Genomic DNA, 16,610 nt, shown 5'->3' on the forward strand with positions numbered 1-16,610 from the left:
TGCCCCCGGTTTTAGTCCGAACTGCAGTTAGAGTCCGAAGTTAAAAACTGCTGCTTCGCGTCGTGCGCCCGGGCGAACTGCGCAGGCGTCAGATAGCCGAGCGAACTATGAGGCCGCTCGGTGTTGTACTCGATACGCCATTCCTCAATCAGCCGCTTGGCGTGGCGCATTGAGACGAACCAGTGCTCGTTCAGGCATTCGTCGCGGAAGCGACCGTTGAAGCTCTCGATATAGGCATTCTCCACCGGCTTGCCAGGCCTGATGAACGACAGCGTGACACCGGCTTCGTAGGCCCATGCATCCAGCACCTTACCAGCGAACTCCGGCCCGTTGTCGACCGTGATGGATGCGGGTAAGCCTCGCATCTCCTTGAGCCGCTCGAGCACTTGCTGAACGCGTAGGCCCGGCAATGAAGTATCGACCTCGATGGCCAAGCACTCGCGCGTGTAGTCGTCGACCACGTTCAGGCATCGAAACCGCCGACCATAGGCCAGCCCGTCAGAAACGAAGTCCATCGACCAGCTCTGATTCGGGCCTGTTGGTAACGGTAGCGGCGTGCGCTCGACAGCCGCAATACGCTTGCGTCGCCGCTTGCGCACACTCAGTCCCGCCTTGGTGTACAGGCGCCAGATACGCTTGTGATTGACGAAGTAGCCATCCCGCTGCAACAGCACGTGAATCCGGCGATAGCCGTAGCGGCGCTTCTGCGCGGCGATGGCCATCATCCGGCCAGTCAGCACTTCGTCGTCAACTCGGCGGCGTGATTCGTAATAGAACAGAGAGCGCGAAATCCCTACCAGCCCGCAGGCCCGGGTAACACCCATGGCACGTTCGGTCATCAATATCCGGACCGCTTCGCGCTTGGCCTGCGGGCTTGCTACTTTCGAGCCAGCAAGTCCTTCAGCGCGGCGTTGTCGAGCATCGATTCGGCCAACAGACGCTTGAGCTTACTATTCTCCTGCTCCAGTTCCTTCAGGCGCTGCGCTTCGGAGACCGTCATCCCGCCGAACTTCGCTTTCCAGTTGTAGTAGGTCGCTTCCGAGATGCCGTACTTGCGACACAGCTCCGCCGGCTTCAGGCCAGCCTCGGCTTCCTTCAAGATACCGATGATCTGTTCTTCGGTGAATCGCTTTTTCATTGCCGTTCCTCTCTGGAACGGACTCTACACCGTCACCGTACTAAACGCGGGGAGCAGGTCAAGATGAATTTATTGAGATAGGTTGCGGCGAGATCTGCCGGCTCGGGACAGCGTGCAGTTTGCAAGACGGGGACGGTTTTCTGTCATTTCGCCTATTTCCGCCGCCCAAATGCAAAAACCCCCGCCTGTTTGGGCGGGGGTTTCTGGCTTAGGGAGCCTGACGATTACCTACTTTCACACGGGAATCCGCACTATCATCGGCGTAGAGTCGTTTCACGGTCCTGTTCGGGATGGGAAGGGGTGGGACCGACTCGCTATGGTCATCAGGCAAAGAGGGTTGTCCTGCTGGCGTGGCCAACAGAACCAATCTTGGAAGAAGCAGTAATTTAGGTTGTGTGTATCACACACGAGAATCCAACTTGTCGCTCTGGATCGGGCGGCCGGTGCTGTCGCACGGCGCCGATCTACAAGGCAGACTTGTTATAGGATCAAGCCTTACGGGCAATTAGTATCGGTTAGCTGAACGCATTACTGCGCTTACACACCCGACCTATCAACGTCCTGGTCTCGAACGACCCTTCAAGGGGATCTAGTCCCCAGGGATATCTCATCTTAAGGCGAGTTTCCCGCTTAGATGCTTTCAGCGGTTATCTCTTCCGAACATAGCTACCCGGCGATGCCACTGGCGTGACAACCGGTACACCAGAGGTTCGTCCACTCCGGTCCTCTCGTACTAGGAGCAGCCCCCTTCAAATATCCAACGCCCACGGCAGATAGGGACCAAACTGTCTCACGACGTTTTAAACCCAGCTCACGTACCTCTTTAAATGGCGAACAGCCATACCCTTGGGACCGGCTACAGCCCCAGGATGAGATGAGCCGACATCGAGGTGCCAAACACCGCCGTCGATATGAACTCTTGGGCGGTATCAGCCTGTTATCCCCAGAGTACCTTTTATCCGTTGAGCGATGGCCCTTCCATACAGAACCACCGGATCACTATGACCTGCTTTCGCACCTGCTCGACTTGTCGGTCTCGCAGTTAAGCACGCTTATGCCATTGCACTATCAGCACGATTTCCGACCGTACCTAGCGTACCTTCGTACTCCTCCGTTACGCTTTGGGAGGAGACCGCCCCAGTCAAACTGCCTACCATGCACTGTCCCCGACCCGGATCACGGGCCAAGGTTAGAACCTCAAACAAACCAGGGTGGTATTTCAAGGACGGCTCCACCGAAACTAGCGTTCCGGTTTCATAGCCTCCCACCTATCCTACACAGATCGGTTCAAAGTCCAATGCAAAGCTACAGTAAAGGTTCATGGGGTCTTTCCGTCTAGCCGCGGGTAGATTGCATCATCACAAACACTTCAACTTCGCTGAGTCTCGGGAGGAGACAGTGTGGCCATCGTTACGCCATTCGTGCAGGTCGGAACTTACCCGACAAGGAATTTCGCTACCTTAGGACCGTTATAGTTACGGCCGCCGTTTACCGGGACTTCAATCAAGAGCTTGCACCCCATCATTTAATCTTCCGGCACCGGGCAGGCGTCACACCCTATACGTCCACTTTCGTGTTTGCAGAGTGCTGTGTTTTTATTAAACAGTCGCAGCCACCAGTTTATTGCAACCCCTTCACCCTCCTGGCGCAGGCCAGTCAAGCTACAAGGGCGTACCTTATCCCGAAGTTACGGTACCAATTTGCCGAGTTCCTTCTCCCGAGTTCTCTCAAGCGCCTTAGAATACTCATCTCGCCCACCTGTGTCGGTTTGCGGTACGGTCATCGTTAGACTGAAGCTTAGAGGCTTTTCTTGGAACCACTTCCAATTGCTTCGCTCCCGAGGGAGCTCGCGCCACACCCTTGAATTACGCGCCCGGATTTGCCTAAGCGCCTTCTCCAATGCAGCGACCGGGACTTCCAACACCCGGACAACCTTCCGCGATCCGTCCCCCCATCGCATCTAACAATGGTGCAGGAATATTGACCTGCTTCCCATCAGCTACGCATTTCTGCCTCGCCTTAGGGGCCGACTCACCCTACGCCGATGAACGTTGCGTAGGAAACCTTGGGCTTACGGCGAGGGGGCCTTTCACCCCCTTTATCGCTACTCATGTCAGCATTCGCACTTCCGATACCTCCAGCACCCTTTACAAGGCACCTTCGCAGGCTTACGGAACGCTCTCCTACCATGCGTGCTAAGCACGCATCCGCAGCTTCGGTATATAGCTTAGCCCCGTTACATCTTCCGCGCAGGACGACTCGATCAGTGAGCTATTACGCTTTCTTTAAAGGGTGGCTGCTTCTAAGCCAACCTCCTGACTGTTTTAGCCTTCCCACTTCGTTTCCCACTTAGCTATATTTGGGGACCTTAGCTGGCGGTCTGGGTTGTTTCCCTCTTGACACCGGACGTTAGCACCCGATGTCTGTCTCCCGTGATTGCACTCTTCGGTATTCGGAGTTTGCTATGGCGGGGTAATCTGCAATAGACCCCCCAACCATGACAGTGCTCTACCCCCGAAGGTGAGACACGAGGCACTACCTAAATAGTTTTCGGAGAGAACCAGCTATTTCCAGGTTTGTTTAGCCTTTCACCCCTATCCACAGCTCATCCCCTAACTTTTCAACGTTAGTGGGTTCGGACCTCCAGTACGTGTTACCGCACCTTCATCCTGGCCATGGATAGATCACCTGGTTTCGGGTCTACGCCCAGCAACTGAACGCCCTATTCGGACTCGCTTTCGCTACGCCTGCCCTATACGGTTAAGCTTGCTACTGAACGTAAGTCGCTGACCCATTATACAAAAGGTACGCCGTCACCCCTTACGAGGCTCCGACTGTTTGTATGCATGCGGTTTCAGGATCTATTTCACTCCCCTCCCGGGGTTCTTTTCGCCTTTCCCTCACGGTACTGGTTCACTATCGGTCGATCACGAGTATTTAGCCTTGGAGGATGGTCCCCCCATCTTCAGACAGGATTTCACGTGTCCCGCCCTACTTGTCGCACACCTAGTTCTTTCATACTGTTTTCGCCTACAGGGCTATCACCTGCTATGGCCGCACTTTCCAGAGCGTTCGGCTAACAATACAAATAAAGAGTGCAAGGCTCATCCCATTTCGCTCGCCACTACTTTGGGAATCTCGGTTGATTTCTTTTCCTGCGGTTACTTAGATGTTTCAGTTCACCGCGTTCGCTTCACATGGCCTATGTATTCAGCCATGGATACTCCAAAAGGAGTGGGTTTCCCCATTCGGACATCTACGGATCAAAGCTTGTTTGCCAGCTCCCCGTAGCTTTTCGCAGGCTACCGCGTCCTTCATCGCCTGTGATCGCCAAGGCATCCACCACATGCACTTGTTCGCTTGACCCTATAACGAGTCTGTCTCATCGACAGTCGTTACAGGTTGAGTTCTCGCGTTGTGCCGTATTCCAATTGAGCCGAACATGAAGTTCGAATCATCTTGAGATACATCGATACAATCACAACCCGGATAGTTTCCACGTCCATCTCAAAGACGCTTCCGCTATCCAAATTACTTACTTCTTCCAGATTGTTAAAGAACGACAGCCGATATGGTGTTACTCATATCACTCTGACTGGCTCAATCGCCAATGCAAAATTCTCGGTTCAGTGTCTGAACCAAGCCCTTAGCGTTGGTGATTGGTGGAGGCAGACGGGATCGAACCGACGACCCCCTGCTTGCAAAGCAGGTGCTCTCCCAGCTGAGCTATGCCCCCATGAGTACAGATGCCTCAGGTGTTCTACCGCCAGACAATGGTGGGTCTGGTTGGATTCGAACCAACGACCCCCGCCTTATCAAGACGGTGCTCTAACCGACTGAGCTACAGACCCCTGAGTCTGTCTTTAAATTACAGCCGATAAGCGTGAGCGCTCAACTTTGCGAGAAGCTCTGGAAAGGAGGTGATCCAGCCGCACCTTCCGATACGGCTACCTTGTTACGACTTCACCCCAGTCATGAATCCTACCGTGGTGACCGTCCTCCTTGCGGTTAGACTAGCCACTTCTGGTAAAACCCACTCCCATGGTGTGACGGGCGGTGTGTACAAGACCCGGGAACGTATTCACCGCGGCATGCTGATCCGCGATTACTAGCGATTCCAGCTTCATGCACTCGAGTTGCAGAGTGCAATCCGGACTACGATCGGTTTTCTGGGATTAGCTCCCCCTCGCGGGTTGGCAACCCTCTGTTCCGACCATTGTATGACGTGTGAAGCCCTACCCATAAGGGCCATGAGGACTTGACGTCATCCCCACCTTCCTCCGGTTTGTCACCGGCAGTCTCCTTAGAGTGCTCTTGCGTAGCAACTAAGGACAAGGGTTGCGCTCGTTGCGGGACTTAACCCAACATCTCACGACACGAGCTGACGACAGCCATGCAGCACCTGTGCGCCGGTTCTCTTTCGAGCACTCCCGCCTCTCAGCAGGATTCCGACCATGTCAAGGGTAGGTAAGGTTTTTCGCGTTGCATCGAATTAATCCACATCATCCACCGCTTGTGCGGGTCCCCGTCAATTCCTTTGAGTTTTAATCTTGCGACCGTACTCCCCAGGCGGTCAACTTCACGCGTTAGCTACGTTACTAAGGAAATGAATCCCCAACAACTAGTTGACATCGTTTAGGGCGTGGACTACCAGGGTATCTAATCCTGTTTGCTCCCCACGCTTTCGTGCATGAGCGTCAGTATTGGCCCAGGGGGCTGCCTTCGCCATCGGTATTCCTCCACATCTCTACGCATTTCACTGCTACACGTGGAATTCTACCCCCCTCTGCCATACTCTAGCCTGCCAGTCACCAATGCAGTTCCCAGGTTGAGCCCGGGGATTTCACATCGGTCTTAGCAAACCGCCTGCGCACGCTTTACGCCCAGTAATTCCGATTAACGCTTGCACCCTACGTATTACCGCGGCTGCTGGCACGTAGTTAGCCGGTGCTTATTCTTCCGGTACCGTCATCCCCCGGCCATATTAGGACCAAGGATTTCTTTCCGGACAAAAGTGCTTTACAACCCGAAGGCCTTCTTCACACACGCGGCATTGCTGGATCAGGCTTTCGCCCATTGTCCAAAATTCCCCACTGCTGCCTCCCGTAGGAGTCTGGGCCGTGTCTCAGTCCCAGTGTGGCTGGTCGTCCTCTCAGACCAGCTACTGATCGTCGCCTTGGTAGGCCTTTACCCCACCAACTAGCTAATCAGCCATCGGCCAACCCTATAGCGCGAGGCCCGAAGGTCCCCCGCTTTCATCCGTGGATCGTATGCGGTATTAATCCGGCTTTCGCCGGGCTATCCCCCACTACAGGACATGTTCCGATGTATTACTCACCCGTTCGCCACTCGCCACCAGGTGCAAGCACCCGTGCTGCCGTTCGACTTGCATGTGTAAGGCATGCCGCCAGCGTTCAATCTGAGCCAGGATCAAACTCTTCAGTTTAAACCTGTTACTGTTTTCGGTTCGGTTAAGAACCGGTCGCTCACTCAAAGCTGACAGGTATATGAATCACTTCATAAACCTGACTTACTTTAGTGTGAGACTCTTGATACTTTCGCTATCTGATCCGAGGATCAGCTCGCGGCCATCAAGCGCCCACACTTATCGGCTGTTAATTTTTAAAGAGCATTTCTGCGAGAAACCTGAAGTTTCTCAGCAGCGCTGCGTTTTCAGCAGCAGAGAAGCGAGATTATGAACCGTCTTTTTCGGTTCGTCAACAACTTTTTAACTGCTTCGTTGCGACGACCGGGGTTCAACTTCGTGTGCGCCGGGGCGCTCTACAGCCAACCCATCGCACCGCTTCCCTTCTTCCCTCGCGCCGCGTTGCCGTTAGCGCGAAAGAGGCGTGATTCTATGCAGCTCGCGGCCATCGCGCAAGGGGTTTGATGGATTTTTCTTCATCCCCGCCGATACAGCCTTCCAGCCATGCCGGAGCACGGGACCGCTTATGGCGCAAGAACGGACTAGAATATGAGGTTCTTCGCCTCTTTCTATACGTATTTAATATGCGCCAGCGAATCGCCAAACGTCTCCCCCCCGACGCCGACAAACTGGTCGGCCTGTCGCTTGCGCTCTTCGCCTCTGGCAGCCGCATCGAGGATCGCTTCTGGGAAGCAAAGCTCGACGCGCTACTCGCCAAGATTGTCCGCAACGGCAACCAGACCACGCTCGACGCGGCACTCGACCATCTGCAGCAGAACCACCCCGATGCCTACGGTGCGCTCGCCGACATGGCAGAGACTCATAGTGAATCGATGGTGATCGAGCACGACGGCCAACCGTACGACGCGCTGCTGGTCGCCGTTCCCGTTCTCGCCTGGACGCGCTACATGATTCCGTCAGGCCCGCTGAAAGGCGACGTCGCCGATGCATTGCGCACGCACCTGCAGGCGCATGTGCTCGCCAGCGGTACGCTGGTCGGGCTGGCCCCGTTCCTGTACAGCATCGACCAGTTGCCGCGCCACCACGTCGAAACCTACCGGCTCGCCCAGCAACTCGCACACGCGGCACTCGGCCAGCACGCCGCCAAGCTCGGCTTCGGCGACCTGCCCGAAACTTCACCGATCCTGGCCGACCCGCGCTTCCTGCTCGCCGTCGTCGCCGCACCTGCCGGCGCACCGCTCTTCCGCTGGCAGGAAGAGGAGCACGGCAACCGGATCGAGCGCGGTCAGTGTCTCGAGCAGTGGGCCGCCCAAGGCGGTCCGAATCTGTCGGTCGCCCTCCCGGGTTGCGAGTTCGAATGCCTGCTTCCGGACGCGTACTATTCGGCCTGCCGTGATGCGGACGAACGCATCCGTCCGCACACAGTCCGAACGGCTATTCGTTATCTTTTCGACACACTTGGTGCAGCACCGCAAGAACTGCGCGCCGTGGTCGCGGGCTTCGGCGAGCGCCGGATCGACGAGTATCGCGTCGGGTTCACGCGACGCGCCAGCAATGACGTGATCTATGGCGTCGTGTGGCCGCTCTACGGGCGCGAAAACGGCGACGTATCGATCGACAGCGCGACGCTCGAAGGCGAAGCACCGATCGAAGGGCCGCTCGAGGAGATCGTGAGTCTGCTGAAGGAATGCGGCGTAACCGATGTCCGCCGGCACGCGGGCCGCTTCGAGCCGGAATACTGTGACGACTGCGGTGTGCCGCTCTATGCGGATCCGCTCGGCGAGATCGTCCACGCGGAAATGCCGGAGGATGCGTCGCCCGCGCAACCGCACTTCCACTGAAGGTTACACCGCAGGTCCGCAGTGCCTGCTCGACGAAGCCGCTCCCGGTTCCAGCCGGGGCGGCTTTTTTCTCGTCCGCATTGCCCTCACTCGAAATTTCAGACTTCTCCTAAGCCTTTCGGCCAAGCAGACTTCGTGTAAGGTTTTTGTCATTATCCGATCCAACATATGCCAACGGCAGCTTAATGACTTACCTTACGGAGGTTGAATATGCGGTTCCTGGTGTTGAACTCAGACGCCGAACGGCGTGATGGATTGAAGGCGCTGCTGCGGCAGATCGACCGTCACGCCAGCATCAACGATGCGCCCGATGGTTTCCAGGCGCGCCGGCTGCTGCGCACCCAGCGCTTCGACCTCGTTGCCATCGACTGGCTGGACGTCGGCCACCTCTGCGAACTCCAAGCGCTCTGCAGCGCCTGCTCACCGACGCCCGCCGCAGTATTGATCGGCGAATCCACGCCGGAAGCCATCCAGCGCTTCTACAACTATGGCGTCGCGGGTGTGATCCCGCACTCCACGCGACCGCACCTGATCGTGCGGGCACTCGAAATGGTTCTACTCGGCGGCCATTACATCCCGCCCATCGCACTCAGTCTGCTTCCGTCCGCTGCCGCGCTTCGCCACGACGCCCATTTCCAGACGCTCGCCGGATCGCTGCCGCGCCGCACACCAAGCGGCCTCCTGTCGCCGAGACAGGCGCAGATCATGCGCTTCGTCCATATGGGCAGCACCAACAAGATGATCGCTCGCACGCTCGGTATCAGCGAAGGCACCGTAAAGATCCACCTCGCCAGCATCTTCCAGCAGCTGGGCGCGGCAAACCGCGCCGCCGCAGTCGCGATCTACAACGGGTGGCTGTCGCCGCATCTGGAGGTGTTGCTGGCGAACCGCGATCGTGCAAGCAGGCCCGTCATCGGCGAACGCGGCCCGGTTCCGCTGCGCACGCAACGGAACGACCGCCCATACCCGCTGCCCGCCGCGAACACCGGCACGCGGGATCTGCCGCTAGCGGCCGAACCGCCCGCGCGGTTTCGGCGCGAACGCTGATCGGACAGTATCGATATTGCGACGGTCGACATGCGCGTATTCCCACCTTTGATGCCCAACGAGTAATATGGACGCATGGGATTTCTTTTCACACCGCTTCCGTTCTGGGTTGGCATCGGTGGCTGGATCGCCGCCGTGGCGCTGCTCGCGCTCGCGCTCTGGAATCGTCCCTTCGTCCGCCTTCAGGACGCCACACTCCAGCACGTGTGGCTCGCGCTCGTCACCGCGATCACGGTGCTCTGGGCCTCGAATGCATGGCTCGACGACGGCATCGTCATGCACCTGCTCGGCGCGACGCTCCTGGTCACGCTATTCGACTGGACGCTTGCGCTGATCGCGATGGGTGCCGTCACGGCCATCGCCGCGATCGTCTTCGATGCGCCGTGGCAAGGCATCGGCGTCACCTATCTCATCTACGGCGCGCTACCGGTCGCCGTGTCTGCGTTGCTGCAACGCGCCGCGATCGCGTGGCTCCCGCACAATCTCGCGTCGTTCATCACCGGCCAGGGATTCCTGTCACCGGCCATCGCGATCATCGCAGTCGCCGCGGCCGCGGCCGGTGTCCAGCTCGCTCTCGCGGACGGCGTACCCGTCGTCATTCCCGCAGGCTATCTGCTGAACACCGCGCTGCTCGCGCTCGGCGAAGCGTGGTTCACGGGCATGGCCACCGCGCTCATCGCGGTCTATCGCCCGGCGTGGGTCACGACGTTCGACGTTCGGCGTTATCGCCTCGGCGGCCCCCGCGCCTGAACACGCCGGTCCCGGCGCGCTCGGCGCGCGTGACGAGCCGCTTGCGCAGCGCGGGAGAGTGCGACATCTACTGCCTCACAACTTTTTTACGCTAAGATTGAACTCCTGTTCTTCATCGGACATCTATACGTGCCCGATGTCTCATTCGCTCCTCACCAATAACCAGATGGACAGCTCACCTGCCTCGCTCCGGATCTTCCGGGCGTTCGGCAAGCTGGCAGCCTGTGTCGCGGGCCTGTCGCTTGCGCTTCCGGCACCGGTATTCGCCGACCTCCTCGACCAGCGCTCCGAACTGATCAACAAATTCGTCAACGAGATGCATGCTGATCCGATCGTCGCCGATTGTGCGGCGCACGGCAGCTTCATCGCCAGCACATCGACGGCCTTCGATCGCGTCGACTTCGCGCCGAACGCGTTCGAAAGCGGCAACGCGACGATCACGCCGTGGAACGATTCGTTCGATCAGGGCAAGCAGCGCGTGAAGGTCGACAACATCGTCACCGTGGACGGCCTCGGCGTCCACAGCGACGGCAGCGCCCCGACACCGCTGAAGTTTCGATGCGGCTATGTCGGGCAGCAAATGCTTGCGTTCAGCTGGAACGATCCGGTGCCGCCACTGAAGCCGCGTGTCGAGCGCCCGTCGTCGTCGTCGAAGAAGTTCAAGGGCAAGTCGCACCGCGGCAAAGTCAAGGCCAAGGCGTCCGGCCGCACCGGCAAGAAAGCCGTCGCAACGCAGAAATCAAGCGGCCAGAAGAAAGCCGTGAAGAAGAAAACCGCGAAGAAGTCCTGATCCGACGGAGCGCAACGACAAAAGCAAAAAGCCGGTGCATCGTGCGATGCGCCGGCTTTTTCATATCGGCGACGGTACGCTTACGCGAACTTCTCGACGTGCACCAGGATCGCCGCCAGCATCGCCGCGCCGAGCGCGGCGCTCCGCTCGCCGTTCCAGCCGACCCGCTCGTCCGGAAGGTTCGCGTTGTCCTTGAATGGCATCTCGAGCGTCAACGACAAGCAGCCGAACTGATGGCCGATGTACTTCGACGCAAGCTTGAGCGCGTCTTCCTTGTACTTGCTCGCCGCATAACCATGCTCGGTCTGGAAATCCGGGCTCGCCACCTTGAACGCATCGATGAATGCGGCCTGCTCCTTGCCCTGCTGCTCCGTGAAGCTCGGCAGCATTTCCGAACCCGCGACGAACACGTACGGCAGATCCTCGTCACCGTGAATGTCGAAGAACAAGTCGCAGCCGATCGCATGGATCGCGTCGCGCACGGCAAGCACTTCCGGGCTGCGCTCGGCATCGGGCGCCATCCACTCGCGGTTCAGGTTCGCGCCCGCCGCGTTGGTGCGCAGGTTGCCGTGCACGCTGCCGTCCGGATTCATGTTCGGGACGATGTAGAACGTCGCGCAATCGTACAGCTTGCGCGCCACCGGATCGCCTGCCCAGTCGCCCCATCCGGCCAGTCGCTTGACAAGCCCCTCGACGAACCACTCGGCCATCGTCTCGCCCGGGTGCTGGCGCGCGATGATCCATACCTTCTTCTTCGGTGCGCCGTCGACCTCCGGCGTACCGAGCGTCAGCAGCGACATCGGACGGCCTTCGACGGTACGGCCGAGCTCTGCGACGCTCGCCTGCGGCAATTGCTGGACCGCGCCGAGGAACGCCGCATGGCGCTCTTCCGAGTATGGCTCGAAATACGCGTAGTAGATGCTGTCGAACTCGGGCGTATGGTCGATGGTCATCGTCTTGCCGTCGAACGTCGTCGGCACGCGGAACCAGTCGACCCGGTCGTAGCTCGCGACCGCGCTGTAGTTACGCCATCCCGATGGATACGCACATTCGGCCGCATTCTCGAACGACATCACGCACCGCTCACCGCGGGCGCCTGTCAGCCGGAAGTAGAACCATTGAGCGAATTCCGAACGGTTGTCGCCACGTACGCGCAGCCGGATCGCGTCGGGGCTGTCGCACGACACGACGTCGATGGCGCCTGCGTCGAAATTGCTGGTGATCGAAAGGGTCATCTATCTCTCCAGTGTCGACCGGAGTTTGTGCTTCAGCACTCACTCCGGTCCCATGCAAGGCTGACGACCGGAGCCGGCGGTTTGCCGCGTGTCCAGCCTCATGCATGTGCCGGCCGTCTCGTGAACGGCCGGCTTGGTCACTCGCCGATTCGCCGGCGATATACGTAAGTCGAATCGTTCGACGCGGCGGCATCGAACGCGTAGTCTTCCACCGCGAAATCCTTCAGCGCCGCCGGTTCGGCGATGCGGTTCTCGACGATGTAGCGCGCCATCAGGCCACGGGCGCGCTTCGCATGGAAGCTGATGATCTTGTAGCGGCCGCCCTTCCAGTCCTCGAACACCGGAGTGACGATCGGCGCGGCCAGCAGTTTCGGCTTGACCGACTTGAAGTACTCGGTCGACGCGCAGTTGACCAGCACGCGCGCCGCGCCACTACGCGTCTCGAGCTGCTCGTTCAGCGCCCGCGTGATCCGGTCGCCCCAGAATGCATACAGATCCTTGCCGCGCGCGTTCGCGAAACGGGTACCCATCTCGAGCCGGTACGGTTGCAGCAGGTCGAGCGGACGCAGCAGCCCGTACAGGCCCGACAGCACGCGCACGTGCTGCTGCGCATAGTCGAGATCGGCCGCCGATAGCGATTTGGCATCGAACCCTTCGTACACGTCGCCGTTGAACGCGAGCACCGCCTGCTTCGCGTTGGCCGTCGTGAAAGTCGGCGACCAGTCTGCATAGCGCTGGAAGTTCAGCCGCGCGAGCGGGTCGGAGATGTCCATCAGCGTCGAGATGTCCTGCGGCGACAACTTGCGCAGGCTGTCGATCAGTTCCGCCGCATCGTCGACGAATGCAGGCTTCGTGTAAGACGGCACGTGGGCGGGCGTTTCGTAGTCGAGGGATTTGGCTGGGGAGAGAACGATTATCATAGAGGCTCGCTGGCACGCCGTGCCTTGCGGTCAGACGAAAACCACCGATTGTAACGAATGACCCGCTCCCTCGCCCCGCATGCCGCACATCGCGTCGTACTCGACTCGAACGTCTGGATCGACATACTCGTATTCGACGACCCCGCCACACGCCCGATCCGTGCAGCGCTCGAACGCGGCGCGCTGGCCGCCGTAATCGACGGCCGCTGCCTGAACGAACTCGAGCTCGTGCTCGACTATCCGCAGTTTCAGGCGCGCGCGATCGACAAGGCCGAAGCGCTCGCGACAGTCGCGCGTTTGACAAGCCTTGTCGAGCCGCCGCCCATGGATGCCTGCGCGCCGCCCCTGCCGAAGTGCAAGGACCGCGACGACCAGAAGTTTCTCGAGCTCGCGCGCGCGGCGCAGGCCGACTGGCTCGTGTCGAAGGACCGCGCGCTGCTCAAGCTCGCGAAGCGCACCGCGCGCGACTTCGGCTTCCGGATCGCGCAACCCGCGCCGTTTACGGAAGCCTGCGCGCTCGGCGCCGCGTTGGCCACCATTTCCACGCCGGCCTGACGGGCCCGGCGCTACCCGCTTGCGACCGTACCGATGAACGCTCCTTCCGACATGCCTACGACTCCTGTTTTCCCCTCGCGCCTGCCGAACGTCGGCACGACGATCTTCACGGTCATGAGTGCGCTCGCCGCCGAGAAAGGCGCCGTGAACCTTGGCCAGGGCTTCCCGGATTTCGACTGCGACCCGCGCATCGTCGACGCGGTCGCGGCCGCGATGCGCAATGGTCACAACCAGTATCCGCCGATGGCCGGCGTCGCGCCGCTGCGCGATGCGATCGCCGACAAGATCACTCGGGTCTACGGCCGACGCTACGATCCGGCCACCGAGATCACGGTCACGGCCGGCGCGACGCAGGCCTTGCTGACGGCGATCCTGTGCGCGGTCCATCCGGGTGACGAAGTGATCGTCGTCGAACCGACCTACGACAGCTATCTGCCGTCGATCGAGCTCGCCGGCGGCAAGCCCGTGTTCGTCACGCTGGAAGCGCCCGACTATACGATTCCGTTCGATCGCCTGGCCGCCGCGATCACGCCGAAAACGCGGATGATCATGATCAACACGCCGCACAACCCGACCGGCACCGTGTGGCGCGAGGCCGACATGCACAAGCTCGAGGAGATCGTGCGCGGCACCAACGTGCTGATCCTGTCGGATGAAGTGTACGAACACATGGTCTACGACGGCGCGCGGCATGAAAGCGTTGCGCGCTATCCGGAACTGGCCGCGCGCAGCTTCATCGTGTCGAGCTTCGGGAAGACCTACCATGTGACGGGCTGGAAGGTCGGCTATGTCGCGGCGCCTGCCGCACTGACCGCGGAGTTCCGCAAGGTCCATCAGTTCAACGTGTTCACGGTGAACACGCCGATGCAGATCGGGCTCGCCGACTACCTGCGCGATCCGGCACCGTACCTGACACTGCCCGACTTTTATCAGAAGAAGCGCGACTTCTTCCGAGCCGGCCTCGAGCGCACGCGCTTCAAGCTGCTGCCGTGCCCCGGCACGTACTTCCAGTGCGTCGACTATTCGGCGATCAGCGATTTGCCCGAAGCGGAATTCTCGAAGTGGCTCACGTCGGAGATCGGCGTGGCGGCGATTCCGGTGTCGGCGTTTTATCACGAGCCGCACGAATCGGGCATCGTGCGCTTCTGCTTCGCGAAACAGGAAAGCACGCTCGCATCTGCACTCGAACGGCTCGCACGCCTGTAACTCCTGCATGGACGGCCGGACGCGGTACGGCACCGCGCCCGCGTCGCGCTTACGAACGTGCGGCGCTCGTCGCCTCGACGTAGGCCTTGCGATCCGCCGCCACGCGTTGCGCGGCCGGCCGCTCGCCGACCAGTTTCGCGTGCGCCTTCCAGTCGATGCCGGCATCGAGCAAGAAATCGCGTCCGAAGATGGCCTTCGTCGCCATGCCGATCACCGGCAGATGGATCGCCGCGGCAATGTCCGCAAGGCTGAACGTGTCGCCGAGCACGTAAGGCGAGAACTGCGTCATCCGCTTGAACGCATCGATCGCGCGCGGCAGGCGCTTTTCGACGTGCGCCTTCATCCCGTCGCTGACCTTGCCGCCGAAAAACGCCTCCGTATAGACCTCGCGCGCGGTCCATTCGAGATACAGCTCAAGCGTCTCGATGAGTTCGCGCACCTTCGCGGCAGCGAACGGTCCGGCCGGAAAAATGGCCTTGTCGGGATAACGCGCCGCCAGATACTCGATGATCACCTGGGACTCGAACAGCGCGCCCTCTTCCGTCTTCAGGAACGGAATCTTACCGAGCGGCGAATCGGCGAGCAGTGCCGGATCACTGATCGGCAGGCTGCATGCCGATTCCTCGAACGGGATGTCATGTTCGAGCAGGACGAACTTCACCTTGTTGTAATAGTTGGACAACGGAATACCGCATAGCTGTAGCATCGGAGTCTCCTTCGTTGCTGAAACGCGGCCAAGGTGACACCGGCCGCATCGGGATGCGTCGCGCTGAAAAGCACGTTCGTGCTAGTCTAAAGCAGTTTCGCACCCGTCACGACAACAATGCATCCGCTGCGGCAGCACCCTCACGGGTATGCGCAGGCGTCCGCGTAGCATGCGGTGCCGCAGCCTCGCCATCCGATGGAGACACACTCGCATGAGTGCTGAACTGCTGGCCTCGCGTCCGCCCGCGAGCGAATCGACGCTCGTCCTCACGCTGTCCAATCCAGGCGCGCGCAACGCGCTGCACCCCGACATGTATGCGGCCGGCGTCGAAGCGCTCGCCACCGCCGAGCGCGACCCGGCCATTCGCGCGATCGTGCTCACCGGTGCCGATCGTTTCTTTTGTGCGGGCGGCAACCTGAACCGGCTGCTCGAGAACCGTTCGAAGGATCCGTCCTACCAGGCCGACAGCATCGATCAGCTCGCTGCATGGATCACGGCGATCCGCGAAGCGACCAAGCCCGTGATCGCGGCAGTCGAAGGGGCGGCCGCCGGCGCGGGCTTTTCGCTCGCGCTCGCATGCGACCTGATCGTTGCCGCGCACGACGCGAAGTTCGTCATGTCGTATGCACGCGTCGGCCTCACGCCCGACGGTGGCGGCTCGTGGTTCCTCGCGCGCGCACTGCCGCGTGCGCTTGCCGCTGAAATCCTGTTCGAGGGCAAGCCCGTCGTCGCCGATCGCCTGCATGCGCTCGGCGTCGTCAATCGGCTCGCCGTGCCCGGTGCCGCGCTGTCCGACGCGCTCGCGTGGGCTGACTCGCTTGCAGGCATCTCGCCGAACGCGCTCACGCGCATCAAGTCGCTGCTCGACGATGCGACCGCGCAGCCGCTCGATGCGCATCTGGGCACCGAGCGCGATCACTTCGTCGCATCGTTGCATCATGCGGATGCATTCGAAGGCATGACCGCATTCCTCGAGAAACGCGAGCCGCGCTACAAGCGCTGATCTGCACGCCCCGGTCGTTACAGCGGCGTTTCC

The 16,610-nt window shown here is 60.1% G+C and carries 11 protein-coding genes, 2 tRNA genes and 3 rRNA genes; 7 read left to right on the forward strand and 9 right to left on the reverse strand.

Annotation, left to right across the window (positions count from 1 at the left end; genetic code table 11):
- Positions 1 to 11 precede the first annotated feature (11 nt).
- The 6 genes from WI26_RS10715 to WI26_RS10745 all read right to left on the reverse strand — a co-directional run bounded on the left by WI26_RS10715 (position 12) and on the right by WI26_RS10745 (position 6,584).
- Positions 12 to 1,138, reverse strand: a protein-coding gene (locus WI26_RS10715) for an IS3 family transposase (RefSeq protein WP_155768721.1) whose coding sequence is annotated in 2 segments (ribosomal slippage) — positions 12 to 898 and positions 898 to 1,138 — 1,128 coding nt in all. Because the reading frame shifts where the segments join, the coding sequence is not laid out codon by codon here.
- A 215-nt stretch (positions 1,139 to 1,353) separates the two neighbouring features.
- Positions 1,354 to 1,466, reverse strand: a 5S ribosomal RNA gene (rrf, locus tag WI26_RS10725).
- 156 nt (positions 1,467 to 1,622) lie between these two features.
- Positions 1,623 to 4,504, reverse strand: a 23S ribosomal RNA gene (locus WI26_RS10730).
- Positions 4,505 to 4,798: 294 nt separating this feature from the next.
- A tRNA-Ala gene (locus WI26_RS10735) sits at positions 4,799 to 4,874 on the reverse strand.
- Positions 4,875 to 4,912: 38 nt separating this feature from the next.
- Positions 4,913 to 4,989: transfer RNA gene (locus tag WI26_RS10740), tRNA-Ile, on the reverse strand.
- A 62-nt stretch (positions 4,990 to 5,051) separates the two neighbouring features.
- Positions 5,052 to 6,584: ribosomal RNA gene (locus WI26_RS10745) — 16S ribosomal RNA — on the reverse strand.
- The 16S, 23S and 5S rRNA genes sit together here with 2 tRNA genes alongside, the layout of an rRNA operon.
- A 563-nt stretch (positions 6,585 to 7,147) precedes the next feature.
- Here WI26_RS10745 and WI26_RS10750 point away from each other — a divergent pair.
- From WI26_RS10750 to WI26_RS10765, 4 genes are all read left to right on the forward strand, one after another.
- A complete protein-coding gene (locus tag WI26_RS10750) occupies positions 7,148 to 8,365 on the forward strand; it encodes a DUF2863 family protein (RefSeq protein WP_069225916.1) in 1,218 nt (405 codons plus the stop codon).
- A 210-nt stretch (positions 8,366 to 8,575) separates the two neighbouring features.
- Positions 8,576 to 9,412: a LuxR C-terminal-related transcriptional regulator gene (locus WI26_RS10755; RefSeq protein ID WP_069225917.1), complete on the forward strand. Its 837-nt coding sequence runs from the start codon at positions 8,576 to 8,578 to the stop codon at positions 9,410 to 9,412.
- A 75-nt stretch (positions 9,413 to 9,487) separates the two neighbouring features.
- On the forward strand, positions 9,488 to 10,162 hold the full coding sequence (locus tag WI26_RS10760) for an energy-coupling factor ABC transporter permease (protein ID WP_069225918.1): 675 nt from the start codon (positions 9,488 to 9,490) through the stop codon (positions 10,160 to 10,162).
- 136 nt (positions 10,163 to 10,298) lie between these two features.
- A complete protein-coding gene (locus WI26_RS10765; RefSeq protein WP_069225919.1) occupies positions 10,299 to 10,952 on the forward strand; it encodes a BspC domain-containing protein in 654 nt (217 codons plus the stop codon).
- A gap of 80 nt (positions 10,953 to 11,032) precedes the next feature.
- Here the strand turns inward: WI26_RS10765 and WI26_RS10770 are convergent, their stop codons facing one another.
- Positions 11,033 to 12,187: a M14 family metallopeptidase gene (locus WI26_RS10770; RefSeq protein WP_069225920.1), complete on the reverse strand. Its 1,155-nt coding sequence runs from the start codon at positions 12,185 to 12,187 to the stop codon at positions 11,033 to 11,035.
- 137 nt (positions 12,188 to 12,324) lie between these two features.
- Positions 12,325 to 13,107 (reverse strand): peroxide stress protein YaaA, encoded by a 783-nt coding sequence (gene yaaA / locus WI26_RS10775; RefSeq protein ID WP_069225921.1) that lies wholly within the window; start codon positions 13,105 to 13,107, stop codon positions 12,325 to 12,327.
- A gap of 57 nt (positions 13,108 to 13,164) precedes the next feature.
- Here yaaA and WI26_RS10780 point away from each other — a divergent pair, with 57 nt between their 5' ends.
- Both WI26_RS10780 and WI26_RS10785 read left to right on the forward strand, forming a co-directional pair.
- Positions 13,165 to 13,662, forward strand: coding sequence for a putative toxin-antitoxin system toxin component, PIN family (locus tag WI26_RS10780; RefSeq protein WP_069225922.1), 498 nt, complete (start codon positions 13,165 to 13,167; stop codon positions 13,660 to 13,662).
- Positions 13,663 to 13,695: 33 nt separating this feature from the next.
- Entirely contained in the window at positions 13,696 to 14,868 is a 1,173-nt protein-coding gene (locus WI26_RS10785) for a pyridoxal phosphate-dependent aminotransferase (protein ID WP_059539197.1), read from the forward strand.
- 49 nt (positions 14,869 to 14,917) lie between these two features.
- Here WI26_RS10785 and WI26_RS10790 read toward each other — a convergent pair whose 3' ends face one another.
- Positions 14,918 to 15,574, reverse strand: coding sequence for a glutathione S-transferase (locus WI26_RS10790; protein WP_059510006.1), 657 nt, complete (start codon positions 15,572 to 15,574; stop codon positions 14,918 to 14,920).
- A 211-nt stretch (positions 15,575 to 15,785) separates the two neighbouring features.
- On the opposite strand from WI26_RS10790, the gene WI26_RS10795 reads away from it, so the two are divergent.
- The gene (locus WI26_RS10795) at positions 15,786 to 16,577 is read left to right on the forward strand and encodes an oxepin-CoA hydrolase, alternative type (RefSeq protein ID WP_069225923.1); all 792 of its coding nucleotides are present in this window, start codon (positions 15,786 to 15,788) and stop codon (positions 16,575 to 16,577) included.
- Positions 16,578 to 16,610: the final 33 nt, after the last annotated feature.

Source organism: Burkholderia diffusa, from assembly GCF_001718315.1.
GTDB lineage: Bacteria > Pseudomonadota > Gammaproteobacteria > Burkholderiales > Burkholderiaceae > Burkholderia > Burkholderia diffusa_B.

Coding starts and splice junctions, on each gene's coding strand:
- WI26_RS10770 (WP_069225920.1), bottom strand. CDS start 12,187: ATGACCCTTTCGATCACCAGCAATTTCGACGCAGGCGCCATCGACGTC.
- yaaA (WP_069225921.1), bottom strand. CDS start 13,107: ATGATAATCGTTCTCTCCCCAGCCAAATCCCTCGACTACGAAACGCCC.
- WI26_RS10790 (WP_059510006.1), bottom strand. CDS start 15,574: ATGCTACAGCTATGCGGTATTCCGTTGTCCAACTATTACAACAAGGTG.
- WI26_RS10785 (WP_059539197.1), top strand. CDS start 13,696: ATGAACGCTCCTTCCGACATGCCTACGACTCCTGTTTTCCCCTCGCGC.
- WI26_RS10780 (WP_069225922.1), top strand. CDS start 13,165: ATGACCCGCTCCCTCGCCCCGCATGCCGCACATCGCGTCGTACTCGAC.
- WI26_RS10750 (WP_069225916.1), top strand. CDS start 7,148: ATGCGCCAGCGAATCGCCAAACGTCTCCCCCCCGACGCCGACAAACTG.
- WI26_RS10765 (WP_069225919.1), top strand. CDS start 10,299: ATGTCTCATTCGCTCCTCACCAATAACCAGATGGACAGCTCACCTGCC.
- WI26_RS10795 (WP_069225923.1), top strand. CDS start 15,786: ATGAGTGCTGAACTGCTGGCCTCGCGTCCGCCCGCGAGCGAATCGACG.
- WI26_RS10755 (WP_069225917.1), top strand. CDS start 8,576: ATGCGGTTCCTGGTGTTGAACTCAGACGCCGAACGGCGTGATGGATTG.
- WI26_RS10760 (WP_069225918.1), top strand. CDS start 9,488: ATGGGATTTCTTTTCACACCGCTTCCGTTCTGGGTTGGCATCGGTGGC.